The sequence below is a fragment of the Sphingomonas sp. HITSZ_GF genome (assembly GCF_029543155.1).
In the GTDB taxonomy this organism is placed as follows: domain Bacteria; phylum Pseudomonadota; class Alphaproteobacteria; order Sphingomonadales; family Sphingomonadaceae; genus Sphingomonas.
Genome location: NZ_JARQXA010000005.1, coordinates 25,602 through 42,976 on the forward strand (window position 1 = coordinate 25,602; position 17,375 = coordinate 42,976).

Consider the following 17,375-nt stretch of genomic DNA (forward strand, 5'->3'; position numbering starts at 1 on the left):
ATATCCCTCAGAAGATCGAGGCGGTTAGGCTGACGAGGATGCGGTTGGCCGGCTTGGGCAGGCCCGGCGTCAGCCGGTCGAACGGATGCGCCCAGGCCGCGTCGAGCGCGAACCAGGGGCCGATCTGGGCACGGATGCCATAGCCGGCCGAGCGCAGCGTCTGCTGGCCGGCACCCGGCCCGATATTGGTGAGCCGCACCGCGTCGAGAAACGCATAGGGTCGGAACACTGAACGCTTGGCGAACTGGAAGGGCGCGGTACTGATCTCGAGCGTCGAGCCCAGCGCGCGGTCACCCGAAGCGGCCGAGGGATCATAGCCGCGGCCGATCGACAGCGTGCCCGCCGAGAACTCCTCATAGGAGAGCAAGGGCGTGTCGGTATATTGCCAGCTGGTCGAGACCGTCGCGGTGAGCGGGCCGAACAGCCGCCCGGCGACCGACAGGTCGGCGCGCACCACCGTGGCATCAGGATGGCCGCCGAAGCGCGAGGCGAGCGCATTGCCATAGGGCGTGGCGCCCAGGCCATTGACGCCTTTGCGCAGCTCCAGCGAGCCCGTTGCCACCACCGAATGCGCAGCCAGCGCGCGCGGCGCGATGTAGCCATCGGCGCGCGCGAAGAACACGCGCAGCTTGTCGTTGGTCAGCGTTGCGACGCCGCCGCCGAACTCCACCTTCTGGTCGATCCATTCCAGGCCGCCGGCGACGTTCAGATTGTAGCGGCGGTGGCGCAGGATCGGATAGGTCAGTCGCGCCTGGCCAGCGAAGCTGTTGCCCAGCAGGTCGAGCGGCTTGAGCGCCGCGCCCGGCCTGGTGCGCGCGAACGACCCCGACAGGTCGAGTTGGAGCCCCTCCCCGCCCAGCTTGACGCTCTCGGTCGCCTGGATGACGCGCTGCTCGGGGCTGGTGATGGTGCCATAGCCGATGATCGAGGTCCGCTCGCCGAGCGGGGTGAAGCTGTTATAGTCGACGCGGGCGGTCGCAAGGTCGCGCCCGATCGAGAGCGAGCCATAGTCGTTGACACTGAAGCTCGCGGTCACCGGCGTACGCGACACGGCGATGTCGAGGTCCACCGCCCCTTGGCCGCCCGGCGATTGCTTGAGCGAGGCCTGGACGATCACGCCGGGAATGTCGGAGGCGAGCAGCAAATAGCGCTGGGCGACGTTCAGGTCGAACGGCGTCATGCCCTTCAGCTTGTCGAGATAGCGCTCGACCTGGCGCTGCGCCGGGCCGACATCGCCATGATAGCTGACCGAGACGACATGCGCTTCGGTGACCGAGAGGATCAGCTTGCCGTCGGCAATGCGTTGCTGCGGAATCTCGACCGCGGCGAGCACGCCGCGGCGCAGGTAAAGCGCTGCGACCCGGTCGCGGATCGTGCAGATCGCGGCGATCGGCACTTCGCGGCCGATCAGATCGGCATAGGCAAGGCGCAGCCTGTCATCGTCGAGCGCGAGCTTGCCGCCCGCACCCTGGAACTCGACGCCCGAGAGCGTGACCTTCAGGTCGCTGCCGGCGAACGGGCACGGCCCGACTTCCATATCACGGAACAGCTCGCCACGCGGCGCACCCGCCACCGCGCTCTGCTGGGCGGGGTTGAGCTGCTGCCGCGAAGGCAGCACCTGCGCTGCGGCCGGTGTGGCCAGCGCGGTGCCGGCAAGGAGCAGGAACGCGGCAAGACTCTTGTGCGCGTGGGCAAGATGCTGCGCGGCAACCTTCGGCATCACTCGGCCTTTTTTGTCTGGAACGGAGAACTTCGGAGGCCGCCCCGCCCCCACGACCGGGACGGGCGATCCTGCATCCGTAATGTACCGGAGCTGGCCGGGACCGTCTGTCGCTACTAATAGTGACAGCGGTGAAATGACGTTACGGAATGGCGGAGTTTCGCGAGTGACTTTGCGCAAGCCGCGCAAGGCACGGCTTTCCCGGCAGAATTTCCCCCAACGCATCGACGCGATCTCCCCCCGCGCTAAACCCCGGCGGAAGGTGCTAGGGAGACGCCCCTGGAGCCGATAGCTCCCATATGGGAGCCTGCTTCGGCACGACCGGCGAGATCAGCGCAGATGGATTCCCGGCACTGACATGGCGAGCCGCACGAGATCGAGCTGACGATGGCAGCCGGTCTTCGCCTGGATCATCTTCAGGCGGGTGCGCGCAGTGGAAAGCTGGATGCCGAGCCGCTCCGCCGCCTCGCTGAGCGGCACGCCGGCGATCACCGCATCGGCCAGTTTTTCCTCCGAGGGCGACAGCCCGAAACGGCGACCGATCCAGGCGACCGCACCGGGCGGTGTATCCTCGGGATCGGAGACGATCATCAGCACCTGCCCCGGCATGGTCGGCACGCCGAAATCGCTCACCAGCGCGAGCGGCCACAGCATTGCGTGCAGCGGCGCGCGCCCCGCGCGTGGCAGCATCACGCCGTTGAGCGCTTCATCGGCCAGGCGCAGCCGGCAATGGGCGACCGCGGCCTCCAGCGCGCGGCTGCAGCGGTCGTCGAAGCTGCGCGGCTGGCCCCGGCGATTGAGCGTGATGCCTTCGCTGCGCGCGATCAGCGCCTCGGCCCGCCGGTTCATCGTCGCCACACGCCCCTCGGCATCCAGCACGAAGGCGGCGTGCGCCCAGCCGTCGAACACCGCCTGCTGCGCAGTGCCGGGCGCGCGCGCCGCGATCAGCGCACGCCGCAGCTTGAGCGCGCGGGCGAAATGCGGCGCGAGCAGGCCCAGCAGCGTCATCTGGTGGGCGCGGCGATCGATATCGTCATGCTGGTCGGCGAAGGAAAGCGAGGCCCAGCCCGCCGGCTCGCGCTCCAGCACCATGCCGCAGCCATGCTGGGAAAGCCGGTGCGGCCGCATGAAATCGGTATAATATTCGGTGCGGTGCAGCTCCGCCTCGCTGATGATCACCTCCGACAGTGTCGGCCGGCCGACCTGGTTGCGCGGCACGAAATCGACATAAGGGCTATGGGCGAAGTAATAGGCCGCATAGTCGCGCAGCGCTGCCTCGGGATAATTGAGCACCACGCTCAGCTCGTCGGCGCCGCTGGCCTCGTGGCTGAACATCAGGATGGTCAGCTCGGGATAGATCCGCTCGATCCGTTCGACGAGCGGGCGCCAGAGCCGCGGCTCGAGCGCCGCCTCGTAGATGTTGCCGACCAGCTCGGCGACGAGCATCGGCGTCAAGGGTTCCGGGCTTGGCATCGCGCGACTCGTTCTTGACTGCCGGTCCTGGCGGCATCCGTTCTAAACCGGACAAGGCCCGGAAACAAATTGTACCGGCTGCGAAATCATGCGTATGTCGCTATTTATAGGGACAAGCGCAGGGCGTTTCCGATGGTACAAGCGCGAAAGCAGGGCGTTGCCACGCGCCCAACCGATCGCCGCTCCGGTCGCGCGATGGAACGCGCACCGCTCCAGGAAGTCCCGATGGCCGATTCCGCCTCGCCGCAGCTCAGGATCGCGCTGGTCGAGGATGACATCGCTTTCCAGAACAGCTTCGCCGCCGCCGTGGGCAGCTCGGGCGACATGCAGCTGATCGGCATGGCCCACAACGTGGCGCAGGCGCGCAAGATGCTCGCCGGCGAACCGCTGAACGTGCTGGTCGTCGATCTCGGCCTGCCCGACGGCTCGGGCATCGACGTGATCCGCGAAGCGCATGCCGCCTGGCCCGATTGCGGGATCATGGTGAGCACCACCTTCGCCGACGAGAAGCATGTGATCGCCTCGATCGAGGCGGGGGCCGCGGGCTATCTGCTCAAGGACAGCTCGCCCGAGAAGATCGCCGACGAGATCCGCGCGCTGCATGCCGGGGGCAGCCCGATCAGCCCGCGTATCGCCCGACAGATCCTGCTGCGCTTCCGCCCGGCCGAGCCGGTTCCGGCAGCGACGACGCTGGCCGAAGTCACGCCGATCGCCAATCCGCTGTCCCCGCGCGAGCGCGAGGCGCTCGAGCTGATCACCAAGGGCTTCAGTTATGACGAGATCGCCGAACTGATGCTCGTCTCGCGCAACACGGTGATGACCTTCGTGCGGCGCATCTACCAGAAGCTCGAGGTCACCTCGAAGGCCGAAGCCATCTTCGAGGCCCGCAACCATGGTATTCTCTAGGACGCTGCGGGCGATCCTCATCTATGGCGGGATTGCTCTGCTGGTCCTGCTCGCCTGCTATTACGGATCACGGCCCCAGGGCATCCACCTGACCCGCGCCGATCTGCTGGTGGAGGATGGTTTGGGGTATCCGCCGCCCTCCCGCGTGCAGGATTGGCGGGCGCTGAAGGGCCAATGGCAGCAAGTCGACCTGCCCCATGCGCCGAAGCCGAAGATGGTGCCGGGGTCGGGCGATGCCGGTCTCCTGCCTACCCAGACGAGCTGGTATCATTTCGCCCTCGGTCCCGAGCATGCCGCCCCCCGGGGCGCCTATATCTATATCCCGCGCTGGAAGACCGATGGCGAGCTGGCCATCTATATCGACGGGCGGCTGTTCTGGCAGACCCATGCCAACCTCCAATGGAACGGCTCGAACCGCCCGCTATGGATTCCGCTCGAGGAAGCCGCCGAAAGCGCCCCGCCCCGCGACATCCTGATCCGCATTCGCCATGTCCGCGGCATCGGCGGGGCGCTCTCCACCTTGTGGATCGGCGACTATCGCCAGCTCGGCGCTGCCTATTACATGCGCGCCTTCTTCCAGGCCGAGCTGCCCTATATCAGCTCGGCGGTGTTCCTTGCGACGGGCGTTTTCGCCTTCCTGATCTGGCTGCGCTCGCGGCACGAGAAGATGTACCTGCTCTATGCGGTGATGACGCTCGCGACCTTCCTGCGGGTGATGCACGCCTATATGGGCGCCGACCGGCTGCCGGTTTCCGACGCCTGGTTCGGCTGGATCACGGTCAATTCGGTCGGCTGGACAGTGCTGATCATCCACCTGTTCCTCGCTGCCATCCATCATCACCGCGCCCGCGTGCTGACCTGGATCATCGTGATGATGTGCGTCGGGCTAGGCGGGCTCACCCTGCCGCTGTTCGAAGGGACGACCGACGCGACGATCATCTCGCCGCTGATGTACGTCACCATGGTAGCGGTCGGCGCCGCCACCTTTACCCTGCACATCTTCTGGAGCCGCCGAGCAGGCAAGCTGGAGGGTGCCGGGCTCGCGATATGCGGCTTGCTTTCCTTCATCCTCGGCGCGCGCGACATGCTGCTCCAGAGCAACATCATCGATATCGAGAGCCTGTTCGTCTCCTTCTATGCGCAGATTCTGCTCATCGTCGTCTTCAGCCAGATCATGATGAGCCGCTATCTCAAGGCGATGAAGGCAGTAGGCGAAGCCAATGTCGTCCTTGCCCGCAGCCTGGCCGAGCGCGAGGCGGAGCTCACCGCGAGCCACCAGAAGCTGCGCGAGGTCGAGCGGCGCGAAGTGTTGTTCCAGGAGCGCCAGCGGCTGATGCAGGACATGCATGACGGGCTCGGCTCCTCGCTGGTCAGCACACTGCGCATGGTCGAGCACGGCCATATCGACGAGGCCGACATCGCCCAGTTGCTCAAGGGCTGCATCGACGATCTGAAGCTCACCATCGATTCGATGGAGCCGGTGGAAACCGACCTGCTGCTGCTGCTCGGCACGCTGCGCTTCCGCCTGCAGCCGCGGCTCGAGGCGACGGGCATCAGGCTGCGCTGGGACGTGCGCGACGTCCCGCCCCTGCCCTGGCTCGACCAGCGCCACTCGCTCCACGTCCTGCGCATCCTGCAGGAAGCCTTCACCAACGTGATCAAGCATGCCGGGGCGACGAAGATCGTCGTCACCACCGGCGTGCGCGAGGGTCAGGTCTGCGTGGGCGTGGCCGACAATGGCCGGGGGTTCGACACCGCGGCGGCGGCGCAGGGTCGCGGCCTGGGCAACCAGGCCCGTCGCGCAGAAGTGATCGGCGGGCGCGTCGAGCTCGAATCGGGGCCTGCGGGCACCCGCTTCACCCTGTTGCTGCCCGTGGCCGGCACGGCGCAGTCCGGCGAAGCGGCCCCCGGGGCCGAGTGATCAGCGGCCCGCGGCGGCGGGGATCGTCACCGGCTGGTCGATCAGGGCAGCTTCGGCGGCGCACGCAGTCGGCTGCGCAGCCTTCGGGTTCGCGCGCAACGCGCCCAGCTCGGCCCGCGCCTCCGCCAGGTCGGCACGATAGGCGGGCTTGGTGCGCACCAGCGTCAGCGTCGCACTGGCGGAGATGAACCCGGCCTCGACTGCGCTCTGGTTGTGCGCGCCGCAGATGAAGCGGCTTTCGCCATAGGCGCGGCCGCGCTTCAATATCTCCTGCGCCCGGTCCGGCGCGAGGTCGGCAAGGATCATCGCCCAGGTCCAACCCCGCGTGGTGTGGCCGGAAGGATAGTCATAGCTGTCCGCGAGTTCGGCCTTGGATTCGCAGATGTCGCCCTCGTCGATCTTGAAGGGGCGCTCGCGCTTGAACAGGTTCTTGGCGATGTTAGTCTGCGCGCCGGTATCGATGCCGGCGCGGCGGATGACGTGCATCAGCTTCGGGGCATTCTCCGGGGTCAGCGACACGCCGACGGCGCAGCTGAAGTCGCGCATCAGCGCCTCGGGCGAGCTGACCACGTCCGAAGTCGCGAGCGCGCCGCGCGGCGTGGTCAGCAGGGCGCGCGTGCCGCGGAAGATCGCGCGATCCGATTCGTAGCGGGCGTCTCCTGCGATCGGCGCCGGCGGCAGGACGCGGGTGACTTCGAACTCGCCGGGCGTCAGATAGCCGCCATAGGGCTTGTCGGCGCTGAACGCGGCGGCGCCGCCCAGGATCAGCACCGCCCCCACGGCATAGCGCAGCTTCCGACCGATCATGCTTGCTTCGTCCTCCCGGTTTCACCTGCGATGCCGGCCAGGCAGCGCCCGCCTTGGGTAGGCGCCGGCGGCACCTGGATCAACCGCGTCCGCGGAAACGAAAAAAGCCCGCATCGCCGCGGGCTTCTTCGGGAGGAATGGTGGAGCCGAGGGGGATCGAACCCCTGACCTTCGCAATGCCATTGCGACGCTCTCCCAGCTGAGCTACGGCCCCATTTCCTCGGGAGACGGGGCCTCTAGATGGCCCCTTCCGGTCTGGCAAGGGCCTTTTTCGGGGCCCCGCCATTTTTCCCGAAATTACTGCTCGTCGTCGTCGCCGCCGGTCTCGACGCCCAGGTCGTCGTCGCCGCCCAGATCGACGTCGTCATCCGCCGAGGGCTCCTCGTCGTCGTCGCCGATGTCCAGATCCTCATCGCCCAGATCACCATCCTCGGTCTCGGGCTTCTCGCCGTCCTTCTTCACCACCTCGAAGGGCAGCGGCTGCTTCGACTTGAGAATCGGTTCCGGATCCCAGCTGAACGAACAGCTGATGCAGGTGACGGGTTCGTCCTTGGTCAGATCATAGAAGCGCGTACCGCACTTCGGGCACGCGCGCTTGGTGCCCCATTCCGGCTTCACCATGTGTTGCCTCTTCGCCTTTCAAAATCTCGGATTTCGGGATGTTGTCCCGGAAAGTGGGGCGCGCCTTGCCATGCCGCAAGGGCGCTGTCAAAGCCGCGTGTCATGTCCGGTTCCACGCCCCGCCCGCTCGCCGTCTCTTCCCGTGGCCCTTTGAAGGGTCGAGTCACCGTTCCCGGCGACAAGTCGATCAGCCATCGCTCGCTGATGTTCTCGGCGCTCGCCGTGGGGGAAAGCCGAATCGAAGGACTGCTCGAAGGCGAAGACGTGCTGGCTACCGCCGCCGCGATGCGCGCGATGGGCGCAACGATCATGCGCGGCGAAGATGGCGTATGGACGGTGAACGGCGTCGGCGTCGGCGGACTGCTCCAGCCCGAGACCGCGCTCGATATGGGCAATTCGGGCACCTCGACGCGGCTGCTGATGGGCCTGGTCGCCAGCCATCCGATCACCGTGACCTTCACCGGCGACGCCTCGCTCTCCAGCCGTCCGATGGGCCGCGCGATCGAGCCGCTCAGCCAGATGGGCGCCGAGATCACCGCCAGCCCGGGCGGCCGCCTCCCCTTGATGTTGCGGGGTATCAATCCCGCCGTGCCGATCACCTACACCCTGCCCGTCGCCTCGGCGCAGGTGAAGTCGGCCGTCCTGCTCGCGGGGCTCAACACGCCGGGCATCACCCGCGTGATCGAGCCGGTGCCGACTCGCGACCATAGCGAGCGCATGCTGCGCGGCTTCGGCGCCGAGCTGACCGTCGAGGACAGCCCCGAAGGCAAGATCATCTCGATCCGCGGCGAGGCCGAGCTGAAGCCCCAGCACATCGTCGTGCCGGGCGATCCCAGCTCCGCCGGCTTCTGGATGGTCGCCGCGTCGATCGTGCCGGGATCCGACATCACCATCGCCAATGTCTGCATGAACCCCACCCGCACCGGCCTGATCGAGGCGCTGCGGATGATGGGCGCCTCGATCGAGGCAGTCGATTCGCGCGAAGTGGGCGGCGAACCGGTCGCCGATCTGCGCGTGCGCCATGCGCCGCTCAAGGCGATCGAGGTACCGCCCGCGCTGGCACCCAGCATGATCGACGAATATCCGATCCTGTTCGTGGCGGCCTCCGTCGCCGAGGGGCGCACCGTCGCGCGCGGCGCGCACGAGCTGCGCGTCAAGGAATCGGACCGGATCGCCACCATGCGGGCCGCTCTCGAAGCCAATGGCGTGGTGACCGAGGAGTTCGAAGACGGCCTGGCGATCACCGGCACCGGCGGCGCGCCGATCCCGGGCGGCGGCGGCGCGGTGACGATGCTCGATCACCGCATCGCGATGAGCATGACCGTCGCCGGCCTCGCCGCTGCAGCGCCGATCGCGATCGATGATGTCGCGCCGGTCCAGACCAGCTACCCGGCCTTTTTCGACGTGCTGGACAGCCTCACCGCATGACCCTGCTCGGCCGCCGCGCCTTTCTAGGCGGCCTGGCCGCCGGGGCCGTCACCCTGCCCGCCTGGGCGCGGATGCGCGACGAGATCCGGTTCAAGCCCGATCTGGAGCGGATGATCCCGGTAGAGGGCGGCAGCGTCTATGTGCGCGTGAACGGCGACCTGAAGGGCCCGCGCCCGCCGATCATCTATGCCCATGGCGGTCCGGGCGGCGATCATTCGGGCCTGCTGCCCCTGACCGCGCTGGCCGGCGAGCGCGCGGTGATCCTGTGGGACCAGCTCGACAGCGGCCGCTCGGATGCACCGCTCGATCAGAAGAACTGGCGGGTCGGGCGCTTCGTCGACGAGATCGAGCGGATCCGCGACGCGCTCGGCATCACGCGCTGGCATGTCGGCGGCGGCAGCTGGGGCGGCACGCTGGCGATCGAATATGGCGCGCGGCGCCGGCCGGACACCGCCAGCCTGATCGTGCAGTCGCCGCTAGTCTCGACGAAGAGCTGGATCGCCGACGCCAATCTGCTCCGCGCGCAAATGCCCGCCGCGGTGCGCACCACGCTGGAGAAGTGCGACACCGCCGCCCCGCCCCCCGAAGCGGCCTGTGACGCAGCGACCTGGGACTTCTATCGCCGCTATGTGATCCGGTCGAAGCGCGCCGAAGGCATCGCCGAATATCGCGCCCAGGCCCCGCGCGACGCCGGCGACACGCTCTACAACCGGATGTGGGGCAAGGCCGAGTTCGTCTCGACCGGCACCCTGCGCGACTATGACGGCGAACCTTTGCTCAAGAAGCTCGATGGGCCCAGGACCCTGTTCGTCTGCGGCGAATATGACGAGGCCCGCCCGGAGACCGTATCGCGGTTCGCGGCACGCGTCCCCGGCGCGACCTTCAGGGAGATCGCGGGCTCGGCGCATTCGATCCTTTCGGACCAGCCCGAGGCCTATCTGGCGCTGCTGCGCGGCTGGATGGCGCGCCACGACGCTATTTGATGCCGATTTGTGTCCGAATCGCTTGACGGCGCGCCCGCGTGCCGCGAACGCTGAGGCCATCATGATCATCGCAGTCGACGGACCGGCAGCCTCGGGTAAGGGCACCATCGCGCGCGCCTTGGCGCAGCATTACGGACTGCCGCATCTCGATACCGGGCTGCTCTACCGTGCCGTCGCCGCTACCGTGCTGCGCGAGGAGCTGGATCCGGCGAAGGAAGCGGATGCGGTTTCCGCCTGCAGCTTCGAGGATTATCTGCTGAACGACGCGTGGCTGCGCACCGACGAGGTGGGCAAGGTCGCCTCGATCGTCTCCGCGCATCCGCTGGTCCGTGCCGCCCTGCTCAACCGGCAGAAGAAGTTCGCCCGCCAGCCCGGCGGCGCCGTGCTCGACGGGCGCGACATCGGCACGGTGATCGCGCCCGACGCGGACGTGAAGCTGTTCGTCAAGGCAACCCCGATGATCCGCGCCCAGCGCCGTCATCTCGAGCTGCGCAAGAATGGTATCCTCACCAGCCTGGACAAGGTGCTCGCCGATATCCGCGCGCGCGACGAGCGCGATTCCAAGCGCAGCGAAGCGCCGATGCTCCAGGCGCCCGATGCCACGCTGCTCGACACGAGCTTCCTCTCGATCGACGCCGCCGTGCAGCGCGCGATCGCGATCGTCGATGCGAAGATGCACCCCGAACATTCTGGTTAACGCCTTTATAACCATGACTGCTCAGTATTGTCCCGGAGGAACCCGGGGGATTACCAATGCAGATGACGGTGCGCGCGTTCGAGATCGAGGGCCTGCTCGACCAGGCGCCTGAGGGCATCGAGGTCCTGTCGCTCGACTGTTTCGACACGCTGATCTGGCGCAACACCCATGCGCCGTCCGACGTGTTCGCTGAGATCGACATGACCGGCGGCGCCGTCGAGCCGCGGTCTTGGGCCGAGGGCAATGCCCGCCGGCGTGCAATGGCACGCAGCGGCGCCAAGGAGATCGGCCTCACCGACATCTATCGCGAGATGCTTGCCCATGCCTCCGAAGACGAGGTCGAGGCGGCGGTCACCCATGAACTGACGCTGGAGGCGCGGCACGCCTTCGCCTTCGGCCCCGTTGTGGCGCTGATGCGCGAGGCTCGACGCCGCGGCCTCAAGATCGTCATCGTCTCCGACATGTATCTGACCGAACCGCAGCTGCGCGCGCACATCGGCGCCGCGGCGGGCGAGGACGTCATGGCGCTGATCGACCAGGTCTTCGTTTCCAGCGCCTATGGCGAAGGCAAGCGCGACGGCCTGTTCGACCATGTGATCGAGGCGCTGGGCGTGGCGCCCGACCGCATCCTGCACATCGGCGACAATCGCGCGGCGGACTATGACGCGGCGATCGAGCACGGCCTGCATGCCGTCCACCTCGCGCAGTTCGACGCAGAATCGGCCTCGCGCCTGCGCATGGAAGCGGCAACCGCCCGCATCCTCGATCCGCTGTGCGGCATCAGCCGGCCGATCGCCCAGGCCCACCGCGCCGCCGTGGCGATGCGCACCTGCAACGAGCCCACCTATGTGCTCGGCCATGACATCATGGGCCCGGCCATGGCGACCTACGCGCACTGGTTGAAGGCAGAGATCGATACGGCCAGCAAAGCTGCCGGCAAGCCGGTGAAGCCGCTGTTTGTGATGCGCGACGGCTATCTGCCGCACAAGGTGTTCGACGCGCTCTATCCGGAAGTCGGCGCCCGCACGGTCGATCTCAGCCGCTTCGTCGCGCTGCGCGCCAGCATCAAGGACGAAGCTTCGCTCGGCAAGCATCTCGATGAATGGAGCGACACGTTGCCGCTCCCGTCGCTGGCGCGCCAGCTGATGCTGTTCGAGAACGAATATGCCCGCTTTGCCAAGGCGGGCAGCGCCGAGACGCAGAGCGCCGCACTTGCCAAATGGGTGCGCGGTAATTCCGACATCCAGCGCAAGATCTTCACCCGCCGCGAGGCATTCCTGAAGCGCCTGGTCGCGCACATGAACCATGTCGGCATCGCGCCCGGCGACACCGTGATGCTGGTCGATACCGGCTATAACGGCACCGTCCAGAACCTGGTGACGCCGATCCTCGCCGAGACGATGGGCGTGTCGGTGATGGGCCGCTACGTCTTCCTACGCGAGAAGCGCAGGTCGGGGCTCGACAAGCGCGGTATGATCGACGTGCGCAATTACGACTATCGCACGCTCCACGCCCTTTCGCTGTCGATCGTGTCGCTCGAGCAGCTGTGCAATGTGTCGCAGGGATCGACGATCGACTTCACCGCGACGGGCGAAGCCATCCGCGAGAAGCTCGATCGCAAGGCGACGCATAACGCAACCCGCGATGCCGTCCAGGCCGCCTGCATGGATTATGTCCGTGCGGCGGGGAACGCCGTGCTCAAGGCGCCCGAGGCGGACGATCTCGACAGCCGCTGCCGCGCCGCCACCGCGATCCTGGCTCGCCTGTCGTTCCTGCCCAATGCCGGCGAAGTCTCGGTCTTCGAGCGCTTCGACTTCGACTATAATATGGGTCTCGCCCACACCGAAACGCTGGTCGACACCGACCGCGGCCGCAACGGGCTGCGGCGCCGGGGCCTTACCTTCTACAATGACCAGCGCCCGCAATTCCTCTCCGCCGAGCTCCAGGCGCAGGGCCTATCGATGAGCCTCGCCAATTTCGCGACCTCGCGCTTCAAGCTCGATCTGCGCTCCACCGATTTCGAAGTGGGCGGGATCCAGGTTCCGGTGATCCTCGCCGGCGCCGCACAGCAGGGCGTGATGGAGTTCACCGCCTGGCCGACGGCAGAGGGCTATTACCAGCTGCGCGTGCCGGTGGGGGAGCAGCGCCCGGTGATCGCGGTGCAGCTCGGCCAGACCTGCGAATGGGTCCAGGTCGAGGAATTCGGCTTCATTCCGCTCGAGAATCTGAAGAAGGGCCAGAGCGCCGCCACGGTCGCCGCCAAGGCCACCGCCGACGCGATGGAGCAGATGAGCCCGGGCCTGTTCCGTGCGAGCCCCACCGGCGTGCTGATCGCCGCTCCGCCGGAGGGCAGCGAGCCGATGGTATTGTCGCTGGTGTTCCGCCCGGTCGTCGCCCGCGCGGCAACCGTCCAGCTCCGCGCCGCCGCCTAGCCCGGGCCGGCGTCCTTTTCCCAGACGAGGATGTCGCCCGGCTGGCAATCGAGATACTCGCAGATCTTCTCGAGTGTTTCGAAGCGGATGCCGCGCACCTTGCCCGATTTGAGCAGCGACAGGTTGCTTTCGGTGATGCCGACATAGGTCGCCAGCTCCTTCGAGCGGACCTTGCGGAGCGCCAGCATCACATCGAGGCGGACGGTGATCGCCATTGCCTCCGCCTCAGACGATCGAGCGGCTGTCTTCTTCGAGGCGCGCAGCCTCGTCGAAGAGCCGCGCCACCAGGAACAGCACCAGCGCGACGATCAGCAGCAGGAAATGGCTGTCATCGATGCCGAGCAGGATGCGCTTGCCGGTTCCGAGCGCCGCCGCGACGAGCTGCGCCAGGCTGGGCCGGAGCGTTTCGGCGATCGCGGTGACGAGCAGCAGGCGGGTGAAGCGGTGAAAGTCGCGCGTCACCGCCGGGCTGAAGCGGTCTCCTACCTCGATCCGCCCCAGCATCGCCGCCAGCGCGAACAGCGCCGCCGACATCGGCAGGATCACGACAAGCGCGATCACCACGCCCCAGCCGAGCGGCAACCCATCCGTTTCGAGATGGACGATCCCGGCCGGCAGCAACGCCGCGACGACCAGCAACAACGGGAGCGCCACCGCACCGGCGACGGCCGCGATGCGAAGGCGCCGGGCATGGCGCGCCAGGGGCAAGGGGATTGCCATTTTACAAAATGATCTTTCTGTTTTACGAAAAGATATTCTCGCGATTCGGAAGGTACGCCATGTCCAGATCGTTCACAAGCTTGTGCCGCCCCGGTGCCGCCCTGCTGCTTGCCGCGCTGGCGCTCGGCCCCGCGGCAATCGCCGTTGCGCAGGACCGCGACGTCTCGACGCTGATCGACGAAGCCCCCGCTGGCGAAATCGCCCCGCTCGAGGCCGCGCTGGCAGCGGCAAGGGACAAGGGTACGGCGTCGCTGCTCCGCGCGCGCATCGCCGCATTGCGGCTCGATCGCCCGGCCACCGATGCCGCGCTTGAGGCGTTCGACCGCTCGGGGGACCGCACCCCGCTGCACCGCGCCGCGGCGCTCTCGATCCGCGCCGATCTCGCCTTTGCCGAGGGCGACTATGCCGCCGCCGCCGAGGCGATAGATGCGCTTGCGCCGCTGCTCGAGGCGAACGGCAAGGCCGATGCGGCGAATGAGGCGCGCCGAACGCTCTCGGTCGCTGCGCTGCTGGCGGCAGTGCCGCGCCAGGGCGTCGCAGGCGGCGTCCCGGTCGCCACGCTGACGGCGCGCGACAAGGCCGGGCTCGTCCGGGCAGAGGTGCGCGTGAACGGAACCGCGCAGGACGCGGTGCTCGATACCGGCGCCAACCTCTCCGTCGTCACTGCGTCCACGGCGAAGCGCCTGGGCCTGAAGATGCTCGAAGGCGAGGCCAGCGTGGTCAGCACCGGCAGCGCCAAGGTGCCGACGCGCCTCGCCATCGCCGAGCGGCTGGTGATCGCCGGCATCGAACTGCACGACGTCGTCTTCCTGGTGTTCGACGATGCCGCGCTCAGCTTCCCGATCCCCGGCGGCTATCAGATCGACGCGATCATCGGCTTCCCGGTGTTCCGCGCGCTGGGCCGGGTGCGGTTCGACCGCGCCGGCAGCTTCACGCCCGGCGGCGCGGCGGCGCCGGGCGCGGCCAATCTGCGCTCCACCGGCAACGATCTCTATGTCGCGGCGCGAATAAACGACGCGGCCGCCACGCTGCATCTCGATACCGGCGCAAGCGCCACCGCGCTCACCTCGCGCTTCGCCGGCGACCATGCTGCCCTGGTGGCGACGCTGCCGCGCGGCGCACGCAACATCGCCGGCGCGGGCGGCGTGATCCAGCAGCCGATCGCCTGGTGGCGCCCGGCAACGGTGGCGATCGACGGACGCACCACTACCCTGCCCCAGGTTCAGCTGGTGCTCACGCCAGGCCCGACCGGGCGCGAGGCCAACACCGGCACGATCGGCCAGGACGTGCTGCACGCCTTCGAATGGTGGGCGGTCGACTTCCGCGCGATGCGCTTCGAGTTCGGCCCGCCCGTGACGGCTACACCTTGATCTCGATCTCGCCGCCCTGGCTCGGCTCGGTGAAGCCGCGGATGATCTGCAGCATGCCTTCGGTGCCGAACAGCTGGTAGAGCGTGAACAGCCCCTGGGCGAGATCGCCGCCAAAGGCGAAGGAGAAGCGGTCCATCCCGCATTCGCTCATGTCGACCGGGCCGCCCGAATATTGCAGCTGGACGTTGCGGAAGGTGCACTTGTTGTAGGAATTGCCGTCGAGCGTGACGGTCACGCCTTCGAAAAGCTCATTTTCATAGACCATGCTGATTCTCTCGCGACCTCGCCGTAAAGCCCGCACGTCGCATCCTCGCCGCCGCTTCGCAATGCTTGCGGCAAAAGGCGGTTTCGGCTAAGGCGCGCGCGTCCAGCGGGCGGTGCCCGCGGAGGAAGGCGCGGAGGGACGACTCTCACGCGCCCTTTTCGCTTTGATCGGCGTCTGGCTTTTCCTCCGCTTGCCCTTGTCCGCAGGATGCCGCGAACGGCGCTCGGCCGCCGCGGCAATTCTGGCCCAAAGACCGCCGGATTCAACCGGTTGGCCGGAAAAACGTGAAGTAGGAACTCTAACACATGGCCACTTCGGCAAATCCGAGCCGCGACGATTTCGCGGCACTCCTCGACCAGACGATCGGTCAGGCTGACGGCTTCGAAGGCCGCGTCGTGATCGGCACCGTCACCGGCATCGAGAACGACCTCGCCGTCATCGACGTCGGCCTCAAGAGCGAAGGCCGCGTGCCGCTGCGCGAATTCGCAGCCCCTGGCCAGAAGGCCGACCTGAAGGTTGGCGACGAAGTCGAAGTCTATGTCGACCGCGTCGAGAACGCCAATGGCGAAGCAATGCTCAGCCGCGACCGCGCCCGCCGCGAAGCCGCCTGGGACAAGCTCGAGACCGAATTCTCCAAGTCGGCCCGCGTCGAAGGCGTCATCTTCGGCCGCGTCAAGGGCGGCTTCACCGTCGACCTCTCGGGCGCGGTGGCCTTCCTCCCCGGCTCGCAGGTCGACATCCGCCCGGTGCGCGACGTCACCCCGCTGATGGACATCCCGCAGCCCTTCCAGATCCTCAAGATGGACCGCAAGCGCGGCAACATCGTCGTGTCGCGCCGCGCCGTGCTCGAAGAGACCCGCGCCGAGCAGCGTTCGGGCCTCATCCAGAGCCTGGCCGAGGGCCAGATCATCGACGGCGTCGTCAAGAACATCACCGATTACGGTGCGTTCGTTGACCTGGGCGGCATCGACGGCCTGCTGCACGTCACCGACCTGAGCTACAAGCGCGTCAACCACCCGTCGGAGATGCTCAACATCGGCGACACGGTGAAGGTGCAGATCATCCGCATCAACCGCGACACCCAGCGCATCTCGCTCGGCATGAAGCAGCTCGAGAGCGATCCGTGGGATGGCGCCGGCGCCAAGTATCCGGTCGGCGCGAAGCTGACCGGCCGCGTGACCAACATCACCGAGTATGGCGCGTTCGTCGAGCTGGAGCCGGGCATCGAAGGCCTAGTCCACGTCTCGGAGATGAGCTGGACCAAGAAGAACGTGCACCCGGGCAAGATCGTCTCGACCTCGCAGGAAGTCGAAGTCGTGGTGCTCGAGGTGGACGCCGAGAAGCGCCGCATCTCGCTCGGCCTCAAGCAGGCCCAGGGCAATCCGTGGGAGGCCTTCGCGGCTGCCCATCCGGTCGGCACCGAGGTCGAGGGCGAAGTCAAGAACGCCACCGAGTTCGGCCTGTTCATCGGCCTGGACAACGACGTCGACGGCATGGTCCACATGTCGGACATCGCTTGGGGCATCTCGGGTGAAGACGCGCTCAACCTGCACCGCAAGGGCGAGGTGGTTAAGGCCATCGTTCTCGCCGTGGAGCCGGACAAGGAGCGCATCTCGCTCGGCATGAAGCAGCTCGAGCGCGGCGGCGTTGCCGCGGCGACCTCGACCGCATCGGCCGATCGCCTCAACAAGAACCAGGTCGTCACCGTGACCATCCTCGAAGTTCGCGACGCGGGCCTCGAAGTGCAGGTTGGCGAAGACGGCGCGACCGGCTTCATCAAGCGCACCGATCTCGGCCGCGACCGCGACGAGCAGCGTCCGGAGCGTTTCCAGGTCGGCCAGAAGCTCGATGCGATGGTCACCGGCTTCGATCGCTCGAAGAAGCCCACCTTCTCGGTCAAGGCGATGCAGATCGCCGAAGAGAAGCAGGCGGTGGCGCAGTATGGCTCGTCCGATTCGGGCGCGTCGCTGGGCGACATCCTGGGCGAGGCCCTCAAGGCCCGCAGCGAAAAGAACTAAGAACCTTGGGACGG

At 67.3% G+C, this 17,375-nt stretch carries 15 protein-coding genes and 1 tRNA gene; 8 read left to right on the plus strand and 8 right to left on the minus strand.

What is annotated here, in order from left to right:
- Positions 1-7: 7 nt before the first annotated feature.
- Positions 8-1,720 carry a ShlB/FhaC/HecB family hemolysin secretion/activation protein gene (locus tag P6144_RS14200; RefSeq protein WP_277768431.1) on the minus strand — a complete coding sequence of 571 codons (1,713 nt, stop codon included), beginning with the start codon at positions 1,718-1,720 and terminating at the stop codon, positions 8-10.
- A gap of 330 nt (positions 1,721-2,050) precedes the next feature.
- Positions 2,051-3,193: a helix-turn-helix transcriptional regulator gene (locus P6144_RS14205; RefSeq protein WP_277768432.1), complete on the minus strand. Its 1,143-nt coding sequence runs from the start codon at positions 3,191-3,193 to the stop codon at positions 2,051-2,053.
- 195 nt (positions 3,194-3,388) lie between these two features.
- On the opposite strand from P6144_RS14205, the gene P6144_RS14210 reads away from it, so the two are divergent.
- On the plus strand, positions 3,389-4,099 hold the full coding sequence (locus P6144_RS14210) for a response regulator transcription factor (protein WP_277768433.1): 711 nt from the start codon (positions 3,389-3,391) through the stop codon (positions 4,097-4,099).
- Positions 4,086-6,020, plus strand: a complete 1,935-nt coding sequence (locus tag P6144_RS14215) for an ATP-binding protein (protein ID WP_277768434.1) — start codon at positions 4,086-4,088, stop codon at positions 6,018-6,020. The genes P6144_RS14210 and P6144_RS14215 overlap by 14 nt, the downstream gene beginning before the upstream one ends.
- On the opposite strand, the gene P6144_RS14220 is transcribed toward P6144_RS14215, so the two are convergent.
- The 3 genes from P6144_RS14220 to P6144_RS14230 all read right to left on the minus strand — a co-directional run bounded on the left by P6144_RS14220 (position 6,021) and on the right by P6144_RS14230 (position 7,448).
- A complete protein-coding gene (locus P6144_RS14220) occupies positions 6,021-6,827 on the minus strand; it encodes a phosphatase PAP2 family protein (RefSeq protein WP_277768436.1) in 807 nt (268 codons plus the stop codon). It abuts the gene before it with no gap.
- A 138-nt stretch (positions 6,828-6,965) separates the two neighbouring features.
- Positions 6,966-7,041, minus strand: a tRNA-Ala gene (locus tag P6144_RS14225).
- A gap of 83 nt (positions 7,042-7,124) precedes the next feature.
- On the minus strand, positions 7,125-7,448 hold the full coding sequence (locus P6144_RS14230; RefSeq protein ID WP_277768437.1) for a TIGR02300 family protein: 324 nt from the start codon (positions 7,446-7,448) through the stop codon (positions 7,125-7,127).
- A gap of 102 nt (positions 7,449-7,550) precedes the next feature.
- Between P6144_RS14230 and aroA the strand changes: the two genes are divergently transcribed.
- The 4 genes from aroA (at position 7,551) to P6144_RS14250 (ending at position 12,988) form a co-directional block, all read left to right on the plus strand.
- A complete protein-coding gene (gene aroA, locus P6144_RS14235; RefSeq protein WP_277768438.1) occupies positions 7,551-8,876 on the plus strand; it encodes a 3-phosphoshikimate 1-carboxyvinyltransferase in 1,326 nt (441 codons plus the stop codon).
- Entirely contained in the window at positions 8,873-9,859 is a 987-nt protein-coding gene (locus P6144_RS14240; protein ID WP_277768439.1) for a proline iminopeptidase-family hydrolase, read from the plus strand. The genes aroA and P6144_RS14240 overlap by 4 nt, the downstream gene beginning before the upstream one ends.
- 61 nt (positions 9,860-9,920) lie before the next feature.
- Complete coding sequence (gene cmk / locus P6144_RS14245) at positions 9,921-10,556, plus strand: (d)CMP kinase (protein WP_277768440.1); 636 nt, start codon at positions 9,921-9,923, stop codon at positions 10,554-10,556.
- A gap of 62 nt (positions 10,557-10,618) precedes the next feature.
- Positions 10,619-12,988, plus strand: a complete 2,370-nt coding sequence (locus tag P6144_RS14250; protein WP_277768441.1) for an HAD family hydrolase — start codon at positions 10,619-10,621, stop codon at positions 12,986-12,988.
- Here the strand turns inward: P6144_RS14250 and P6144_RS14255 are convergent.
- Complete coding sequence (locus P6144_RS14255) at positions 12,985-13,203, minus strand: helix-turn-helix transcriptional regulator (protein ID WP_277768443.1); 219 nt, start codon at positions 13,201-13,203, stop codon at positions 12,985-12,987. The two genes, P6144_RS14250 and P6144_RS14255, sit on opposite strands and share 4 nt — an antisense overlap.
- A gap of 10 nt (positions 13,204-13,213) precedes the next feature.
- Positions 13,214-13,708, minus strand: coding sequence for a DUF2975 domain-containing protein (locus tag P6144_RS14260; RefSeq protein WP_277768444.1), 495 nt, complete (start codon positions 13,706-13,708; stop codon positions 13,214-13,216).
- Between the two features lie 59 nt (positions 13,709-13,767).
- Here P6144_RS14260 and P6144_RS14265 point away from each other — a divergent pair, with 59 nt between their 5' ends.
- Positions 13,768-15,078 (plus strand): pepsin/retropepsin-like aspartic protease family protein, encoded by a 1,311-nt coding sequence (locus tag P6144_RS14265; protein ID WP_277768445.1) that lies wholly within the window; start codon positions 13,768-13,770, stop codon positions 15,076-15,078.
- Here P6144_RS14265 and P6144_RS14270 read toward each other — a convergent pair.
- On the minus strand, positions 15,068-15,343 hold the full coding sequence (locus tag P6144_RS14270; protein WP_277768446.1) for a hypothetical protein: 276 nt from the start codon (positions 15,341-15,343) through the stop codon (positions 15,068-15,070). The genes P6144_RS14265 and P6144_RS14270 overlap by 11 nt on opposite strands.
- Positions 15,344-15,648: 305 nt before the next feature.
- On the opposite strand from P6144_RS14270, the gene rpsA reads away from it, so the two are divergent.
- Positions 15,649-17,361 (plus strand): 30S ribosomal protein S1, encoded by a 1,713-nt coding sequence (gene rpsA / locus P6144_RS14275; RefSeq protein WP_277768448.1) that lies wholly within the window; start codon positions 15,649-15,651, stop codon positions 17,359-17,361.
- The last annotated feature ends 14 nt before the right edge of the window (positions 17,362-17,375 follow it).

What these genes read in the sequence shown, in the direction of transcription:
- P6144_RS14240 (WP_277768439.1), top strand. Translation starts at nt 8,873, where the DNA reads ATGACCCTGCTCGGCCGCCGCGCCTTTCTAGGCGGCCTGGCCGCCGGG.
- P6144_RS14215 (WP_277768434.1), top strand. Translation starts at nt 4,086, where the DNA reads ATGGTATTCTCTAGGACGCTGCGGGCGATCCTCATCTATGGCGGGATT.
- P6144_RS14265 (WP_277768445.1), top strand. Translation starts at nt 13,768, where the DNA reads ATGTCCAGATCGTTCACAAGCTTGTGCCGCCCCGGTGCCGCCCTGCTG.
- P6144_RS14255 (WP_277768443.1), bottom strand. Translation starts at nt 13,203, where the DNA reads ATGGCGATCACCGTCCGCCTCGATGTGATGCTGGCGCTCCGCAAGGTC.
- P6144_RS14205 (WP_277768432.1), bottom strand. Translation starts at nt 3,193, where the DNA reads ATGCCAAGCCCGGAACCCTTGACGCCGATGCTCGTCGCCGAGCTGGTC.
- P6144_RS14210 (WP_277768433.1), top strand. Translation starts at nt 3,389, where the DNA reads ATGGAACGCGCACCGCTCCAGGAAGTCCCGATGGCCGATTCCGCCTCG.
- P6144_RS14270 (WP_277768446.1), bottom strand. Translation starts at nt 15,343, where the DNA reads ATGGTCTATGAAAATGAGCTTTTCGAAGGCGTGACCGTCACGCTCGAC.
- P6144_RS14220 (WP_277768436.1), bottom strand. Translation starts at nt 6,827, where the DNA reads ATGATCGGTCGGAAGCTGCGCTATGCCGTGGGGGCGGTGCTGATCCTG.
- P6144_RS14250 (WP_277768441.1), top strand. Translation starts at nt 10,619, where the DNA reads ATGACGGTGCGCGCGTTCGAGATCGAGGGCCTGCTCGACCAGGCGCCT.
- P6144_RS14260 (WP_277768444.1), bottom strand. Translation starts at nt 13,708, where the DNA reads ATGGCAATCCCCTTGCCCCTGGCGCGCCATGCCCGGCGCCTTCGCATC.
- rpsA (WP_277768448.1), top strand. Translation starts at nt 15,649, where the DNA reads ATGGCCACTTCGGCAAATCCGAGCCGCGACGATTTCGCGGCACTCCTC.
- P6144_RS14200 (WP_277768431.1), bottom strand. Translation starts at nt 1,720, where the DNA reads ATGCCGAAGGTTGCCGCGCAGCATCTTGCCCACGCGCACAAGAGTCTT.
- P6144_RS14230 (WP_277768437.1), bottom strand. Translation starts at nt 7,448, where the DNA reads ATGGTGAAGCCGGAATGGGGCACCAAGCGCGCGTGCCCGAAGTGCGGT.
- aroA (WP_277768438.1), top strand. Translation starts at nt 7,551, where the DNA reads ATGTCCGGTTCCACGCCCCGCCCGCTCGCCGTCTCTTCCCGTGGCCCT.
- cmk (WP_277768440.1), top strand. Translation starts at nt 9,921, where the DNA reads ATGATCATCGCAGTCGACGGACCGGCAGCCTCGGGTAAGGGCACCATC.